The 16280-nt window shown below is 35.0% G+C and carries 19 protein-coding genes; 15 read left to right on the forward strand and 4 right to left on the reverse strand.

Translation table 11 applies throughout. From position 1 onward, the window contains the following. Positions 1–229 precede the first annotated feature (229 nt). From I6J03_RS00500 to I6J03_RS00555, 12 genes are all read left to right on the forward strand, one after another. Complete coding sequence (locus I6J03_RS00500; protein ID WP_003007218.1) at positions 230–1498, forward strand: ATP-binding protein; 1269 nt, start codon at positions 230–232, stop codon at positions 1496–1498. 268 nt (positions 1499–1766) lie between these two features. Continuing rightward, positions 1767–3080: a hypothetical protein gene (locus I6J03_RS00505; protein ID WP_003007220.1), complete on the forward strand. Its 1314-nt coding sequence runs from the start codon at positions 1767–1769 to the stop codon at positions 3078–3080. Between the two features lie 11 nt (positions 3081–3091). Continuing rightward, the gene (locus I6J03_RS00510; RefSeq protein WP_039990035.1) at positions 3092–3592 is read left to right on the forward strand and encodes a hypothetical protein; all 501 of its coding nucleotides are present in this window, start codon (positions 3092–3094) and stop codon (positions 3590–3592) included. Between the two features lie 4 nt (positions 3593–3596). After that, positions 3597–4088: a hypothetical protein gene (locus I6J03_RS00515; RefSeq protein ID WP_003007224.1), complete on the forward strand. Its 492-nt coding sequence runs from the start codon at positions 3597–3599 to the stop codon at positions 4086–4088. Positions 4089–4221: 133 nt separating this feature from the next. Then, complete coding sequence (locus tag I6J03_RS00520; RefSeq protein ID WP_003007226.1) at positions 4222–5154, forward strand: hypothetical protein; 933 nt, start codon at positions 4222–4224, stop codon at positions 5152–5154. 188 nt (positions 5155–5342) lie between these two features. Beyond that, the gene (locus I6J03_RS00525) at positions 5343–5840 is read left to right on the forward strand and encodes a hypothetical protein (protein WP_003007228.1); all 498 of its coding nucleotides are present in this window, start codon (positions 5343–5345) and stop codon (positions 5838–5840) included. Positions 5841–5883: 43 nt separating this feature from the next. After that, on the forward strand, positions 5884–6381 hold the full coding sequence (locus tag I6J03_RS00530; RefSeq protein WP_003007232.1) for a hypothetical protein: 498 nt from the start codon (positions 5884–5886) through the stop codon (positions 6379–6381). A gap of 19 nt (positions 6382–6400) precedes the next feature. Beyond that, positions 6401–6898, forward strand: coding sequence for a hypothetical protein (locus I6J03_RS00535; protein ID WP_003007234.1), 498 nt, complete (start codon positions 6401–6403; stop codon positions 6896–6898). Between the two features lie 626 nt (positions 6899–7524). Further along, entirely contained in the window at positions 7525–8472 is a 948-nt protein-coding gene (locus I6J03_RS00540) for a hypothetical protein (RefSeq protein ID WP_003007238.1), read from the forward strand. 311 nt (positions 8473–8783) lie between these two features. Beyond that, positions 8784–9167, forward strand: a complete 384-nt coding sequence (locus I6J03_RS00545) for a VOC family protein (protein ID WP_003007239.1) — start codon at positions 8784–8786, stop codon at positions 9165–9167. Positions 9168–9184: 17 nt separating this feature from the next. Continuing rightward, the gene (locus tag I6J03_RS00550) at positions 9185–10060 is read left to right on the forward strand and encodes an AraC family transcriptional regulator (RefSeq protein ID WP_003007241.1); all 876 of its coding nucleotides are present in this window, start codon (positions 9185–9187) and stop codon (positions 10058–10060) included. An 85-nt stretch (positions 10061–10145) separates the two neighbouring features. Beyond that, entirely contained in the window at positions 10146–10640 is a 495-nt protein-coding gene (locus I6J03_RS00555) for a VOC family protein (protein WP_003007242.1), read from the forward strand. A gap of 219 nt (positions 10641–10859) precedes the next feature. On the opposite strand, the gene I6J03_RS00560 is transcribed toward I6J03_RS00555, so the two are convergent. Then, positions 10860–11318: a hypothetical protein gene (locus I6J03_RS00560; protein WP_232279710.1), complete on the reverse strand. Its 459-nt coding sequence runs from the start codon at positions 11316–11318 to the stop codon at positions 10860–10862. A gap of 200 nt (positions 11319–11518) precedes the next feature. Here I6J03_RS00560 and I6J03_RS00565 point away from each other — a divergent pair, with 200 nt between their 5' ends. Further along, complete coding sequence (locus I6J03_RS00565; RefSeq protein WP_003007245.1) at positions 11519–11776, forward strand: hypothetical protein; 258 nt, start codon at positions 11519–11521, stop codon at positions 11774–11776. A 7-nt stretch (positions 11777–11783) separates the two neighbouring features. On the opposite strand, the gene I6J03_RS00570 is transcribed toward I6J03_RS00565, so the two are convergent. The 3 genes from I6J03_RS00570 to I6J03_RS00580 all read right to left on the reverse strand — a co-directional run bounded on the left by I6J03_RS00570 (position 11784) and on the right by I6J03_RS00580 (position 13511). Further along, positions 11784–12329 carry a GNAT family N-acetyltransferase gene (locus tag I6J03_RS00570; RefSeq protein ID WP_236586212.1) on the reverse strand — a complete coding sequence of 182 codons (546 nt, stop codon included), beginning with the start codon at positions 12327–12329 and terminating at the stop codon, positions 11784–11786. Positions 12330–12432: 103 nt separating this feature from the next. Further along, positions 12433–12888, reverse strand: coding sequence for a DUF5004 domain-containing protein (locus I6J03_RS00575; RefSeq protein WP_003007251.1), 456 nt, complete (start codon positions 12886–12888; stop codon positions 12433–12435). A 59-nt stretch (positions 12889–12947) separates the two neighbouring features. Beyond that, entirely contained in the window at positions 12948–13511 is a 564-nt protein-coding gene (locus tag I6J03_RS00580) for a Crp/Fnr family transcriptional regulator (protein ID WP_003007253.1), read from the reverse strand. A gap of 74 nt (positions 13512–13585) precedes the next feature. On the opposite strand from I6J03_RS00580, the gene I6J03_RS00585 reads away from it, so the two are divergent. Together I6J03_RS00585 and I6J03_RS00590 are read left to right on the forward strand one after the other, a co-directional pair. Then, positions 13586–14278, forward strand: a complete 693-nt coding sequence (locus I6J03_RS00585) for an HAD family hydrolase (protein WP_003007255.1) — start codon at positions 13586–13588, stop codon at positions 14276–14278. 128 nt (positions 14279–14406) lie between these two features. After that, positions 14407–16014, forward strand: a complete 1608-nt coding sequence (locus tag I6J03_RS00590; RefSeq protein WP_003007257.1) for a serine hydrolase — start codon at positions 14407–14409, stop codon at positions 16012–16014. Positions 16015–16280: the final 266 nt, after the last annotated feature.

The raw sequence follows: 16280 nt of genomic DNA on the forward strand, positions 1-16280 counted from the left end.
GGAATATAAAAGGTTCATATACGCATGTATTTAATGCATTAACAATTTTACAGAGCGTAAGTTTGCAGATATAGCATAAGCGCAATATACTGTCCGACATGAAAATACTGCTTATTATACAATCTTCCCTTATGATCGTTCATATTTTTACGATCAGCTCCTTAAAAAGCAAAAGATGATAAACATTTAAAGTTTTCTTACATTCGTATATTGATATAATTTCTCCGAAATGAAGAACAAAGCCAACGTCACAAATGCCAGTATTGATTCAGCAGGACTTCCAAAAGATTACCGCCAGGCAATTGCCGAGTATATCTGGAATGGATTTGATGCCAAAGCGACACATGTCAATCTGTATGCTGAAGCCAATGAACTGGGACATATTCAGCGTATAGTCATAGAGGACAATGGTGAGGGGATTCCTTTGGAAACTCTGAATATTTCTTTCGGAAATTTTCTGGATTCCCTTAAAAAGAAAAATATACAACGCTCCTCTTACACCCGGGGTAAAAAAGGAAAAGGTCGTTTTTCTTTTTCGTTGTTTGCGACCCGGGCGACCTGGCAGACCGTTTACCTTCACGAAGGAAGTCTTCTGGAATACAGTATTGTTATAGAACGCAATCAGAAAGACGAATATGAAGATATTAATAAAGTGATCTCCAAAGCTGCACATGCCGGTACAAAGGTGATTTTGGAGGGTGTATTCGGCATCACTGCAGCACAACTGAACAGTGCGGAATTTAACACGTTTCTGGCACAGGAATTTGGCTGGTTTTTATTGTTAAATAAGGACCTGGGATTCAACCTGTCTGTCTCTGACGAACCGCTGGCCTATGAGCAGCTCATCTTGGAAAAAGATGCTGTTGTATGGACTATAGCTGATCATCAGGAGCAGGTCTACCCTTTCCGCATCAACTATATCCGCTGGGGAGACAGCATCGGTGACCGCTACTATTACTATTTTCTGAATAAGGATAAAGTAGAGATCGCAAAGGAACTGACCAGCTACAATAACAATGCGATAGATTTTCATCATAGTGTCTATATCGAATCCCCGTTTTTTGATTCCTTTGAACGGGAATCCTTAGCTGACGGAGAACAGGATAATCTTTTCAGTCAGCTCAATCACCATATTGTTTATCGGAAACTCAACAGTGATCTGAAAGAATTTCTCTATCGGAAACAGAAGAAGTACATCAAAGAAAAGGGTGCGGCCACTTACCTCGCAGATATAGAACAAAAGGCTGTACTTCCGGTATTCTCCTATGATGAGCAGAATCAAAAACAAGACTTGCTCCAGGTGATCAAAGAACTCTACTGTATACAACCCAAGATATTCATGGGTATAAAAGCAGAAACCGAAAAAACATTAATTGGGTTATTGCACTTACTCTTGTCCAGCCCACAACGTGAAAATATATTGCCTCTTATGGAACAATTAACTCCATTGACAGAAGAGGAACACAAGCTGTTGAGTAAGGTTTTAAAGCGGAGTTAATGGATTACTGATAATATAGTATTGTAATACCTCTCTGATTGCTACATTTCATTGAATTCTGGAATTGACAGTTATTATATCTCATCAATGATAATCAGTTCTTAGTATTTCTTTTAAGAGCTGATAAGAACTCTTTCATCGTATTACCCTCATTTTCAGATAAATTTTCATAATTATAACCTCAGGCTATAAGATATTTGTCGATATTTTTTTTATTTCAATTTAATAAATATACATTTGATGACAACTATTAAAAACCTGTTTAATTATGAAATATAAAATATTGCTGTTTTTAGTTTCAACCCTATTCCTATATAACTGTAAAAGAGAAGATTTTCCTTTAGAAAAGGAATCTGGCAACAAAGTAAGTGTTGAATTGCTTAAAGCCAGATTTCATTCAGATAGTATTGCTTTTTCTAAATTCAATGTTCCGCCTGACTTTAATTTCAGACAATCTTTACAAAGGAAAATCATGTGGGATAAAGCCATTCATAGTAAAGATGGCTTTGTATATATACCAGTTAAACTATCACTTCCGGCTAACCAATTAGCAACCTTCAAAAATGGCTCTAAAGATTATGGTTTCAAAGTACTTTTACGGATTGATCCTAAAGCCAATATACCACAGTATGAAATGCTGACATTCTTTCCTGATAAGAAGAGTAATGCAAAAATATTTTCAGGAGTTGTTCTTACAGATGATTATTTTGTGGGGCAAACGACATACAGTATTTATCCAACAAATAATTCACTTCAAAATAGAGAAGGATTTAAAATGATTGCAAGATTAGGAGAAGAAGCTTGTGCAAGGATTAAAGTTGGGGAAGTTTGCGTAGGAAATTATTGCAGTCCTAGATACGAAAAAGTGTGCGATGACCGGGGAAAATCACCTTTTCCGGAAGATATTACAGAAGAGGTTGATGACAGCGAAATGGCTCCTGGCGGTGGTGGTGGTAATGGAAATCAAGATGAAGAGGAAAACATAGAAAATAAAATTGAGAATCCTTGTCTTAAAAACATGGTCGATAAAATCATAAAAAAAGATATAGAATTTGCAATTGAAGAAACATTATTATCCATTTTTGGAGAAAGTAATAAATTTAATATTTTCTACAGCGAAACAACTGATCTTGAGGATTATAATTTTGGAAGAGCAATTCCTTCAAATCTACAAATCAATAATCAAGGTCAATATATTACAATGGATATAAACGTAAAGCTAAATGTTAAAACATTACCAAATTCTTCACAAGAATTTATTACTACTGTTATCATTCACGAATCAATTCATGCCTATCTTAATTACAAAGGATTTATTTTCAATCCAAACCAACATGATATAATGTTATCAAATTACATTACATTAATGGCAAACTATTTGACAACCAATTTTCAGATATCGGACAAGGACGCATATGCCTTATCTTTTAGTGGATTACATGACGCTTATAAGAATAGTCTTAATAATCAGTCTTGGCAAAATATAAAAGATAAACTTGGTTCAAAATTAACTACTGAAAGCGAACGTTTAAACTTGTTGGATCAGTATCAATCTGGTTATAAAGGACAAAAATGTCAATAAAACATTATTTTATGAAATTAAAAGCATATTTTCTGATATTAATTCTATTTGCTGTTGTTAACAGTTCTTTTACACAGCAAAGCGATTCTCATCCAAGTTTTATGAAGTTTAAATTTAGTTTTCTCGATAATTTTAAATATCCATCAGAACTTAAAGATCGGGGGATTTCAACAATTACACTAATGCTTGTAAAGTTTAATAATGACGGAACTGTAAAGGAAATCAAATTTTCGGATAGTGCTTTACAACAATTTGTCGATGAAATTCACCGAGTAAAAGATAAAATAGAGTTTAAATATATCTATAATGATGTAACCAAAATAGACAAAGAAGCTAGAGTTGTTCTGATACCAATACAGATTGATGTTGAAAAAACAGGAATATCAGGACATTTACCTCAAATTATGGAAGCAGATCAACAAAATTTATATAATTTCTCTGGGAAACCGGTTTCCGGAAATTATCATATATATCCAATGCTATACATATTAAGTGTTAAATTAAGTCGCTAGAATTATGAGAAAATTTATAACAAGTATAATCATTTTATTTTCCACCAATGTATTTGCTCAAAATAATGATAAGCAAATGGGATATGAAAATTTTTATCAGAGCTTCTCTTCTTCCTTTAAATATCCTACCCAACTTTCTGACAGATGTATTCCTACTTTTACTCTAATGCTTGTACAGTTTTCAACGGAAGGAATTGTCGAATCTATTAAATTTTCAGATGGAGCATTTCCACAATTTGTTGATGAAATAAAACGCGTACAAAATAACATAGATTTCTATAGTGTATATAAAGATATAATAAAGGCCAAGAAAGATAACAAAACAGTGTTGATACCTATACACATAGACTCTGAGCAAATAGGAGGCTGTAAATCAATAATCATTGCAAATGATATAAAGAATCTTTTCCAATTTGGAGGAAGACCAATTGTTGGCAACTACTACATATACCCTGAAGTATATATCAAAAACCTTGTAGGGAGAGCAAATTATTAAAATAATGAAGTTTACTAAAGATATACACTGATTAGTTTGCTATAATTAATCAATAATTTTCACAAGAATACTCTGACTTTTATTTATGTAAAATCTTCTTATTGATTACGTCAAAGCACTTTAAGCAATAGAAATGAGAAAAATGCAACACAAAACAGAAGTGGTCAAAAATGTCCTGATTAGTATCTTTATAAGTTTATTTGCCATTACGGCACTGGCTCAACAGACCAATTTTTTAATAGACCTTGATTCAGTCCATAATGAATATTCTGTAAGCCGTTTTTCTTTATCAACTCGTGATGTTTATGGAACTAATGATTCTGTCTATCTTTTTAATATAATGCCAAAATATATAGAAAATCCAAGAGAAAATCCTGAATTTGCTAAAAATAGAATAAAATATCTATTCTTGTTTGTAGTATTCCCAACATTAAATTCGGTTAAACAATGGACAACATATGAAGAATTTCCTCATAATATTAACATTCTAAGTTTTAAACAGCTTTTAGCAGATGGACCATCAAATATTGAATTAAAAAATAAGCCAAAAATTCCTGAGCGGTATGGGATACTTATAAAGAAAGGTCAGAAATATTACAAATCAAACATATCTTATATGCAGACATTTTATGTGAATAATTATCCAGGTGTCTTTAATGTTCCAGCAAACGTAATTAATACTAATCAACAACTTCTATCGATAAAAGATATGGAGAAAGTATATGAAGCAAATTATAGTGACAAAGATTTACCCATATTTCCGAACGTTTATTTTCAGGGATTTGATAATATGGGATTAGAGCGTTTCTATCTGTCAAGGAAATTTAGGATTAAGAATATGGATGCATATCAGTTTTGGACCTTCAAGCCCAGATATGGAGTAAGTCATGGAGAAAGTTGGGAACAGGGAATCGATCGGTTTATCTATATACCTGACAAAGGAATCGTTGGAGGTTCTCTTGACTTTTACTTCTATTATCATCGAAAAAAACTGGGTATGACAACTCTGGATTTTAAGAATAACATTAGAGAAGAAAAAGTAATGCTTGCGGAGCAATATAAGTAATAGCGTTCATCAGATATTATTATGCACACCGTTTCAAATTTATGGCCATTATTTAATCTGGCGCTGATTGTATTTATTATTTTCTTAGTCTATTACTTAGCATTGGTTTTCACAAAAAGTTTTTTTAAAACTATATCAAGAGCGCAACGAATGTCTAAAAGAAATAGCAAAATTATAAAGTATAATAGATGAAAAAAGCAATCATATTCTTACTTGCAATGACCCTTCTAATAAATTATGGAGTTTCTCAACAAAAGGATCGTAATCCTGGTTTTGCTGAATTCAATCGCAGTTTTTCTAAAAATTTTAAATATCCTTTTCAATTAGAAGATAGATGTATTTCAACTGTAACTTTGATGATGGTTACATTTCGTAGTGATGGAAGTGTTGACTTAATCGAGTTTTCAGATAGTGTACTTGATCAATTTAAGGATGAATTTTTTAAAGTAAAAGATAAAATAGACTTTAAAAGTGTTTTTAATGACATCATTAATATAAATCAAGAGAATAAAATAGCTGTCATCCCCATATTTATAGAATCTGAAAAAACCGGGCCTTTAGGATGTGAATCTAATATCATTGCTTCGGACCTCAAAAACCTCTATAATTTCTCAGGAAAGCCAATAGCAGGAAATTATTACTTATACTCTAGTCTTTATATTATCAATGCAGTTGTATTAAACTGAGGAATACAAAACAAAAGTATTTATTTCAACAATTCTGTTCTTTATGAAAAATATAATCCTACTATTCTTTACACTTACTTTTTTAAATGCTTCTGTTTCAGCTCAAAAAAATAATGATTACAAAGGTTACGAAGCATTTTACAAGAGCTTTAACACCTATTTTAAATATCCTCAACAGCTGTCCAAGAGATGTATTCCAGTATATACCGTAATGATGATCAAGTTTGGAAAAACAGGAAATATAGATTCAATACAATTTTCAGATAGTGCATTTCCACAATTTGTAACTGAAGTTATTAGAATAAAAAATAATTTGAACTTTAAAAGCATTTATAATGATCTGGTCGATATAAACAGAAATAATGATATTGTATTAATCCCTATACATATTGACACTGAACAGATAGGAGGATGCAAATCTACTATCATACCGCAGGACATAGTAGATTTATTTAAGTTTTCAGGAGAAAGATTAACGGGTAATTATTTTATGTATCCGGGAATTTATTTCAAAAATTTTGTTGGGATACCCAACTATTAATATAGTAACCGTTGAGTTTATGAAAGGAATTATTCTATTATTAGTTGCTATCCTATTATTTTTAAAGGGAAGCTATGCCCAACAACCGAATAAAGATTCAAATTTTGCAGAATTCAAACGAAGCTTTGTTCTAAATTTCAAATATCCGTCAGAACTGGATAACAAATGTATTCCCACATTGACACTTATGTTTATTCATTTTTCAATTGATGGGAATGTGACAGCAATAAAATTTTCGGATAGTGCTCTCCCCCCATTTGTGAACGAAATGCTCAGAATAAAAGATAAGCTAGATTTTAAGAGTATATATAAAGCCGTAAGTAATAACAATAAGGAAAATAGAAATGTCTTGATACCTATACAGATTGATGCAGATCAGAAAGGTGATAATGGATGTTTATCAATTGTGGATGAAGAATCACTTAAAAAACTTTATTCTTTTCAAGGACAGCCAATTTCAGGCAATTATTATCTGTACAAGACCTTATATCTGATTGATCCTGCAAATTCTTTCTAAACAGTTTAAATTACTTGCATGAAACACATTTTATTTTTTACCATAAAGAGTATTATTACAACACTAATGATACTCATATATATAAATAATACCTCTGCTCAAAATATTACGAGACATGAGGGATTCGACAGTTTTTATAACAGTCTTAACACAAATTTCAAATATCCCAACCAGTTAGCTAAACGTTGCATCCCTATTTTTACAATGATGTTTGTCCAGTTTAAAAGTAACGGAGATATAGATTATATTAAATTTTCAGATAGTGCATTTTCACAATTTGTAAATGAAATATTTAGAATAAAAGACAAATTAGATTTTAAAAGTGTATATAAGGACATCGTTAAAATTGATGCCAGTAACAACTCTGTACTTATCCCTATACATATTGGTATACAATATATTAACGGCTGCAAATCTGTTATTCTTCCAAACGACCGGTTAAATCTTCTACATTTTTCCGGAGAAGAATTAGAAGGAAATATTAATATATATCCGGAAGTTTATATCAAAAATTATGTGGGACGAGTTCACTACGATTAATCAGAGTATTCTTACATAAAAGTATTTTTAAGGAGTAATTTCAGATACGAACACAATCGAGGGTAGTGTAAATTATAATCATAAAAATGGAAAAACTGGCACAAAATGCAATCCGTAGATTTACACTATTAGGTTTGTTTCTAATAATTTGTAACTCATATTTATCTGGACAGGCAAAATATTTCATAATTGAACCCAAGAAGGAAAATCAAAATTATGATTTACATACTTATAAAGTATCTACAAAAACTTTATATGGAATAGATAATAGTGTAGAACTCTATAATATTGTATATATAAATAACATCTACGATAAATATGAAGATCCAGAAAAGAACCTAATATTGTTTTCAGTACTGCCAAATTTAGAAGGCAGCAGCGATAATTGGAAAGAAATTAGCTTAGACAGTATACAATCCAAATTGCTATCTATTGGAAAGCTTAAAAACCTTTTTCAACGAAATACAATGTCTATATTCTCTGAAAAATATGGTGAAAAAACAAAGTATTTTAACGAATATAAAATAGTGATTAGAAAAGATGGAAAGTATTTTACACCTTATAATTGCCTTTTACAGTTTTATGCTATCAGAAATCGACCAGAAATCTTCAGCAATGTTTATGGAACTATCAATACTAAATTAAATCCTGTAACTGTATCAGATTTCGAATTAATATTTGAGTCTACTTATACTAAAACAGACTTTCCTATTTATACTTTACCAAATGAAACGTATGTAGCTACCCTTGACCGTCTTAGAGATAGAAGAGAATATCTTTCTAAAAAATGGGAACTTAAAGACGGAAATAGTGCATTCCAATTCTGGACATATACTGACTGGCATGAACCTGATTTTTATTATGAGTATGAAAGGGGTATTGACCGGTTTATCTATGTGCCTGACAGAGGTATAGTTGGAGGCTCTTTTGATTTTTACTTCTATTATCATCGACAAAAACTGGGCATGACAACTCTGGATTTTAAGAATAACATTAGAGAGGAAAAAGTAATGCTTGCTGAGCAATATCAGTAATAGCGTTTCATAAGAATTCTTAACATCATTAATATGAAGATCATCTCGAATTTATGATCGTTATTTAATCTGGGATCGTATTTATAATTTCCTTAGTCTATTACGTAGGATTGGTTTTTACAAAACGTTTTGTAAAACTATATCAAGAGAGCAATGAAAGTCTTAAAGAAATAGCAAATCATCTTAAAGTTATCAGCAATAAGAAATAAACTTCCTTTAAAGACTTTTCTCAGACCTGAATTACGGATAAAGATCTTTATATTTAAATCCTTTTTAATACAAGTTTATTAACATTTTAATTGGAGTATACTATGTCTTCCAATCCGGTTGTTTATTTTGAAATTCCCGTTCTTGATCTGCACCGTGCACGGACTTTCTACGAAGCGGTATTCGGTTTTGAGTTTGAGATGGATAATATTGATAACAATGAAATGGCTATCTTTCCTTTTAAAGAGGAAGAAAAGGGAATATCCGGAGCTTTAGCTAAAGGTGAGATCTATCAGCCTTCTCTGGCCGGCATTCTGGTCTATTTTTATACACAGGATATTACAAAAACACTGAATACTGCCGTCCAAAATGGTGCAGAGATACTTTATCCGGTGACCTCTAATGGTCAGTGGGGGTTTGTTGCTGAATTTAAAGATAGTGAAGGCAACAGAATAGGACTGCATCAGGCTCTTACCCATGAGGGATAATATAATATCCATAGCTTATGCTCCTGTCCATTAACGATTTCTCAGAAAAATATACCTGCACCCAGGATACAATATTGCTAAAGCCTGCAGAATTTGCTTTTGTCAGACTTCATGCTTTATCGGAGGAAGTTGTTGCTGCCCGGAATAATTTTTATTTGATTATCCTCGGTATAGAAGGACAAGGTCATGCAACCGTGTCCCGGCATCAGTTTGAGATCCGGCCTTCATCCATCTCCATCATACCAGCAGAGATCAGCTACAGTTTGCAGCATTACAGTGCAGATTTCCATGCTGTTGTCTTTGTTTTTGATAGCGCCTTCATAAAAAAAGGATTTGTCAGAAGCGAAGTCATGGACGAACTTTTATATATCAATCCGGAGTACCCCCCTATTTTTGATCTGCCGGAAGCAGATTATGAAGATACCCTGTATAAGCTAAACCGCATACAGCACGAGATCAGGTTACAATCCCCTTTCTTTCCGGACATTATCCGGCTCTATGCATTGCAGCTGCTGTATGATTACAACCGTATCTGTGAGATCTGTTTATTAAATTCAGGCACGGGGCTCAACAGACCTTTTCAGATTCTGTACGCATTCAGAAAACTGGTAGAACAGCATTTTAAAGAATGGAAAACCGTAAAGGATTATGCGGAAATATTACATATTTCTCCCAAATACCTAAGCGAATGTGTCAAAGGCCAACTGGGCGTACCTGCTATCCATATTATTCAACAGCGCATAATCCTGGAGTCTGAACTCCTGCTCAACTACGGTTCTCTGAGTATCAAAGAAATTGCGGAGGAACTGCATTTCGACACCGCTTCTCATTTTTCCAGATATTTTAAAACGGCAAAAGGCATTTCTCCAACAGAATTTCGCCAAAATCCGTAAAATTGGTACGTCATACCGTAGTATCGATATTGTACTGCAGTCCTAAACAGGTGACTTTTGTATTATTATCAAATACAATACATTTATGAAAAAATCAACATTCATTTGCCTTACTCTTATCCCTCTTCTTAGTGCTATGGTAAATAATCCTGTGTATGCACAATCCTCAACCTTGACAAAAGCAAAAATAAAAGCAGTACAATTCCGGATCGCAAGACCGACCAACAACTTAAAAGAGGTCGTCAGATTCTACAAAGAAGGCTTAGGTTTGCCAGAGATAGGCGCCTTCAAGGGACATCAGGGATACGATGGTGTCATGTTAGGGCTTCCGGACAGCGGACATCATCTCGAATTCACTCAATATGCAGACCCTGTTTCACTGCCAGCTCCTACAAAGGAAAATTTACTGGTGCTATATTATGATATTCCGGAACAGTATGAAGCAGCCAATAAAAGATTACAGGACATGAATATTCAAACTGTGGCACCTGAAAACCCATATTGGGAAGGAAAAAGTAAAACCTATGAAGATCCCGATGGCTGGCGGGTTGTTTTATTCAACGGAATATATACACCTTAGACATTTGTCTGTTAAAGGCACAAGCAAAATGCTTGCGCCAGAGAAATGACAATGCTTAAGCCTGAACAATTCTCTCCTTTTCAAGGAGAGATGCCCACAGGGCAGAGAGGTTACAAACATTAAACTATAAAGGCACAAGCAACATCCTTGCGCCAGAGCAGGAGTAACGATTAAATAAGTATTACGGACGCCGAAACAGCGATATCTTTTATTCTCATACTATTTTTTCACCAAAGGCATTTCAGAGAGAAACTGAAGTTTTTCCGGATCTTTGAAAACCATTTTACCATCCCGTTCTTCAATATCTCCATACCCTTCGATTACCGTGTCTCCTTTAAACTTAAAAGCGACCTGACGCACAGAAGTTGTACCCTCAGATTGAAACACATAATCCGCCAGCAACAGGCTGTCCGTCAATACACCCTCAATACTTCCCGTATTGCGGTCTTTTTCCTTAATCTGATAAGCCAGTTCACCTGTCACCTTACCTTCCAGATTGGTCAGTTGAAGCACTATAGTATCTCCGTTATTCTGATAGCTGTACGTTACAGGTACAGGATTGCCATCGACATTGGCAACACTGTCCTTAGTCGAATCCGAACGGCCTGCAGATTGACAGGATACAAGTAATATTCCGGATGTCAGGATTAAAATTCCTTTTAAAATAGATCTTTTCATACTATTGTTTTTCATTCCTATAACAGCATATGTACTTTTTAACAATAAGTCCAAAGCTAAAAAAGTAACAATAAACTGCACATCTTGTTTCAAAAATCTTTCTTTAGCGGTCCGTGCTCCTTTATCTACGCTATATTTTTTATGCGGTCTGTGTATCGTATCTCCTTTAATACTCGTTCTGTTAGCAAATCAAATACGATATGAAACCTATACTTTACTTATCCTTTATCTTCCTGTTAAGCAGTTGCAATGCCGTTAAGCAAAATACATCGAAACCTAAAGAACTCATCAGAGATTGTCCCGAAGAAAAGATCACCAACAAAATGCCCGGCCCGGCTGTAAAAGGAGAAAAAGAAAGAAGCTATTATATCTACAAAGGCAAACGCAAAGAAATAAGTGACTTTGATGAAGCATGGATTTCCCAAAACTGTGAAGTCAAAGAAACAGTAGTCTATTAATCGTACTTCAGGAATTACCCTGGGCGGAAAGCCAGGACTCCTTCGTAATCTGATAAACGACGTTTGTACGGGATGGTTCGCCATAATAGGCAACCTCCCGCTTACCCAGACTTACTCCACCTATTCGCTCAACGGCAGTCTGTGAACGGATATTATCTGCTCCGACATGCAGATACACCGTATCTACATATTGGAAAATATAATCCAGCATCATCTTCTTGACCGCGGGATTAATTCCTTTACCCCAATATTTCGTCGCGTAAAAAGTATAGCCGATCAGAATGCTTCTGGCTTCTTCGTCATAGTCATAGAAGCGTGTACTTCCGGCGATCTCCTCCGTCTGCTTATCTACAATTTTGAAAGCACCTTTGCTGTTCACAGCACCTTCAAAGAACAACTGAAAAACCTCTCTCTTCCACCGATCCTTATTAGGATGCTGTTCCCATATTTTTTCATCTGAAGCAGCAGCATATAGCGGTTCAAAATCAGTTTCGGATAAGGGGACTAAGGCTACATAGTCATTTTCTAAAAGGGGCTGAAGGGAAAAGTTCATAGTTACAAGTGAAAAAGTATCATCAATAGTATCAAAAATAAGAGATTTAAAACCGATCCGATTACTTTCTTTCAAAAAATAAGACCGAATATTTCGGCCTCTGTTATCTTATCCGGATATAACTTTCAATGATTTCATGATCCACATTTAATTCCGGAATATGTTCGATTCCTTTCTGAATCAGTGTATCTCCTTTCATCGTCAGCGTAAAATCAAAACTTTTACCTTCCCAATCCCGCAGACTGCAATACTGCAGGTTCTCCCGATACTGATCTCCTTTCAGAATATATTTGCCTGATCCGCTCACAAAGAGAGCTGTACTGTCTTTGCCTTTACTCTTGTCATGGTTGAAAAAAGCAAAATCAGTATCATTAAACATTTTGATCATCTCCGTTTTACTGGTATCCGTAAAAGCTACGGTGGTATCCTTTTCTTTTATCGTTTTACTCTCGATCAATTTCCAGCTGCCGGACAGCGTGTTTATTTTTTCCTCAGGAGTATTGTTGCAGGAAGCCAATACGCACATTGCAATCAGCGGACTAATAAAGATTGTTTTCATAAGGTTGATGTTACTGGTTAGTGTGTTAAAGATACTATTTTTTATTATCTCCCAGATACTTATTTCATACTCTTCAATGTTCTGTTCAGACTTCGTATGGTAATACCGAGATAAGCGGCCATATCCTCTTTGGAGATATCCAGTTGCTGATCTGACTGCAGCTGCAACAATTTGGAAAGATTGTATTCGACCGTATATAATTGCTGGAAAGAAGCCCGGCTACTGGTATTTACAATACGGTTGGAAAACGATTCCATAAGTAGCCGGTTAAATACGATATCTTTTTCCAGCAACATTCTGAAATACGGTACAGCAATAGAAAAAGCTTCTGTTTCAGCGAGTACCTCTATACTACACAAACAATTGATGCGACTGATGACCTCTACTTCGCCCAGTATTTCCCCTTTCCCCAAAAATTCAACCACGAATTCCTTACCATTCTCCTCCCGGAAATAACACTTCGTAATACCATCATTCACAATAAAGAGTCTGGACAAGGTATCTCCCTGCTGCAACAGCAGTTGTCCCTTTTCAAATTTGCGTAAGATAATATCGTCTTTACGATCCTGACCGTTGTAAAGACCGCTGATATAGGATAAAAGATCCAGATTAGTTCGTAGCATATGGCTTGGGACAAATGTCCTTTTTTGAAATTATTTATATGTGCAACTTCGCAAGTGAAAAGTAAAGATTAAACATGAAAAATCAAATACAGGTTATCGCTTTTGATGCAGATGACACACTTTGGGTCAATGAACCTTATTTTCAGGAAACGGAAAAAGAATTTTGCAATCTTCTGCAAGACTATCTGCCTCATCATACCATCTCACAGGAGCTCTTTCGTACAGAAATGAAAAACCTGCACCTCTATGGTTATGGGGTAAAGGGATTTATGCTGTGTATGATTGAAACCTTCGCACATGTATCGCAGGGAACAGCATCTTTTACGCTTATAGAAAAGGCAATCGCATTAGGTCAGGATCTTTTACAAAGACCCATAGAACTGTTACCGGGAGTAGAAGAAACTCTTCAGCAACTGCAGGGCAGGTACAAACTGGTGATGGCAACCAAAGGAGATTTGCTGGATCAGGAGCGCAAATTGAAAAAATCAGGATTAGAAAACTATTTCCATCATATCGAAATTATGAGCGACAAACAGATTCCTGATTATCAGAAACTCCTGAAGCATCTGGATTGTCAGCCTCAACACTTTCTGATGCTCGGCAATTCGATTAAATCGGATATCCTTCCGGTACTGGAGATCGGAGGACATGCGGCACATATCCCCTATCATGTCACCTGGACGCATGAACAGCATGAACATCGCCTCGAGCATCCGCAGTTCGTTGAATTAAGCTGTCTGGAAGATATACTTCCGTATTTTGCTTAGGATATTCAGGATAAGAAAGGGATTGGAAGTAGCCCGGTCTTGGTTATGATCAGCCAATGTCCGGATGAAGTATTTTTCATATATTAGTATAAGCAAAAATTACAGTTGCAGGCTTTTATAATTCTTCTATGAAAAATATTCTGATCCCTTTTATATTAATACTTGGTATTCAGGTACAATTGTATGGTCAAAAAAGCAAGCGTATAGATGAACTTCTCACCCATTATGAAAAGGCATCCCAATTTAACGGAACCGTCCTTGTAGCAGAAAAAGGTAAAATAATTTTCGAAAAAAGTTATGGCTATAAAAACGGTCCGAAAAGGGAAAAGAACACTAATAACAGTATCTATACAATATATTCTACAACTAAAATTTTCACATCAACTGTCATTCTCAAATTAGCAGAACAAGGTAAACTTTCTTTATCGGACAAGCTCTCCAAATATTTCCCGGGATTGCCGGAAGGAGATCAGATAAATATTGAAAATCTGCTGAATCATACTTCCGGAATACCGGGCGCAGATGATGCGGATTATACGATCAATGAAGAGACGTTTTTACCTTTTATTTCGGGTAAAAAGCTCGATTTCACACCTAATACCGGTTGGAATTATTCCAACTCCAACTATTACCTGCTGGGCTATGTTATCAGAAAAGTCAGCGGAATGGATTATGACAAAGCAATAAGCACCTATATTTTCAAACCCCTGCAGATGACAAATAGCGGCTTTGACTTAAAAACGCTGCAGAACGAAAATAAAACAATGGGATATGAATTCTTATCGGATAAACATTCCAATGAAGCCTTACGCTTTAAAACGGCACATCCTTTCGGTGCCGGAGCCATGTACTCTACTGTAGAAGATCTGTGGAAGTTCAACAGGGGCATGAAAAACAATAAAATTCTGAAGCAAGCTACTCTGGACAAGGCACAGATACCTTATCAGGACAAACATTATGGCCTCGGTTATGAAATTGACTCCCTGTATGGTAAAAAAAGAATAGGTCACAGCGGTGGTGGTCCCGGCTACAGATGCAGATATTTTAATCTTCCAGAAGATGATATTACCGTTATCCTTCTCTGTAATGCGGAAATGAATCCCGTGGATTTCATAACGAGTAAAATTACCTCTATTCTATATGACAAACCTTACCAGATTCCACAGAATACGCCTGTATCGAATGATTCTTTGAAAAAACTTGAAGGCCTTTATTCATCAAAAGATCATGATTTTTGTGTTAAGATTATCGACGGACTGGTTATATTTAATGAGCGGAATTATCCGCGCAATCAACTTTTCCCGATATCTGCGAATAAATTCCAGTTGAATGACAATTTTACATTTACATTCAAACCTACTCCTACAGGAGACATTGATTCCCTGATTATCAACTTTCCGAACGGGAATACAATAGGCGGCAAAAAAGTAAGCAACACTTTTGTCTGGGGAATAGCAGGCTCCGCTACTCCCAACGGATCGGAAGGTCTGGATATTCCGTTGAACAGAGATAAGGACAAACCCAATATTTACTACCTGAATAATTACGCACTGAATACGGGCGATCTGAGATTCCGCCTTAACAATGATCCTAGCAACAGCTATGCGCTGAATAATACCGGAGAACTGACGTATAACGGATATGATATCAAAGTTCAGGAAGGAATATATGATATTGTACTGGATATGACAGATCAGGTTTCACCCCGTTATACTATAACTAAATCAACAAAATAAGGTTATAATAAGAAGCTGTTCAGGCCTGCAAGCCTGAACAGCTTTAAGGCCTTGCCACACACTGAATAGATAAAATTGTTTTATATCCTGTGGCAAGTTTTATCTTCTTCATTTTCTCATAAAATACTCCTGATAACAAATTAACAATTCTAAGTATAAGCTATACCCATGTATATGCTAGAAAGAGGGATAAAAGCAAGCAAAAACTACCATCTGATTAAGACAACTTACAATTAAATATTAACAAAAATTTAATTTGTAAATTA

This window comes from Sphingobacterium spiritivorum (assembly GCF_016724845.1).
In the GTDB taxonomy this organism is placed as follows: Bacteria; Bacteroidota; Bacteroidia; order Sphingobacteriales; family Sphingobacteriaceae; genus Sphingobacterium; species Sphingobacterium spiritivorum_A.

Coding starts and splice junctions, on each gene's coding strand:
- I6J03_RS00510 (WP_039990035.1), top strand. CDS start 3,092: ATGAAATTAAAAGCATATTTTCTGATATTAATTCTATTTGCTGTTGTT.
- I6J03_RS00575 (WP_003007251.1), bottom strand. CDS start 12,888: ATGAAAACAATCTTTATTAGTCCGCTGATTGCAATGTGCGTATTGGCT.
- I6J03_RS00585 (WP_003007255.1), top strand. CDS start 13,586: ATGAAAAATCAAATACAGGTTATCGCTTTTGATGCAGATGACACACTT.
- I6J03_RS00580 (WP_003007253.1), bottom strand. CDS start 13,511: ATGCTACGAACTAATCTGGATCTTTTATCCTATATCAGCGGTCTTTAC.
- I6J03_RS00560 (WP_232279710.1), bottom strand. CDS start 11,318: ATGAAAAGATCTATTTTAAAAGGAATTTTAATCCTGACATCCGGAATA.
- I6J03_RS00590 (WP_003007257.1), top strand. CDS start 14,407: ATGAAAAATATTCTGATCCCTTTTATATTAATACTTGGTATTCAGGTA.
- I6J03_RS00545 (WP_003007239.1), top strand. CDS start 8,784: ATGTCTTCCAATCCGGTTGTTTATTTTGAAATTCCCGTTCTTGATCTG.
- I6J03_RS00515 (WP_003007224.1), top strand. CDS start 3,597: ATGAGAAAATTTATAACAAGTATAATCATTTTATTTTCCACCAATGTA.
- I6J03_RS00500 (WP_003007218.1), top strand. CDS start 230: ATGAAGAACAAAGCCAACGTCACAAATGCCAGTATTGATTCAGCAGGA.
- I6J03_RS00565 (WP_003007245.1), top strand. CDS start 11,519: ATGAAACCTATACTTTACTTATCCTTTATCTTCCTGTTAAGCAGTTGC.
- I6J03_RS00535 (WP_003007234.1), top strand. CDS start 6,401: ATGAAAGGAATTATTCTATTATTAGTTGCTATCCTATTATTTTTAAAG.
- I6J03_RS00570 (WP_236586212.1), bottom strand. CDS start 12,329: ATGAACTTTTCCCTTCAGCCCCTTTTAGAAAATGACTATGTAGCCTTA.
- I6J03_RS00520 (WP_003007226.1), top strand. CDS start 4,222: ATGAGAAAAATGCAACACAAAACAGAAGTGGTCAAAAATGTCCTGATT.
- I6J03_RS00530 (WP_003007232.1), top strand. CDS start 5,884: ATGAAAAATATAATCCTACTATTCTTTACACTTACTTTTTTAAATGCT.
- I6J03_RS00505 (WP_003007220.1), top strand. CDS start 1,767: ATGAAATATAAAATATTGCTGTTTTTAGTTTCAACCCTATTCCTATAT.
- I6J03_RS00525 (WP_003007228.1), top strand. CDS start 5,343: ATGAAAAAAGCAATCATATTCTTACTTGCAATGACCCTTCTAATAAAT.
- I6J03_RS00555 (WP_003007242.1), top strand. CDS start 10,146: ATGAAAAAATCAACATTCATTTGCCTTACTCTTATCCCTCTTCTTAGT.
- I6J03_RS00550 (WP_003007241.1), top strand. CDS start 9,185: ATGCTCCTGTCCATTAACGATTTCTCAGAAAAATATACCTGCACCCAG.
- I6J03_RS00540 (WP_003007238.1), top strand. CDS start 7,525: ATGGAAAAACTGGCACAAAATGCAATCCGTAGATTTACACTATTAGGT.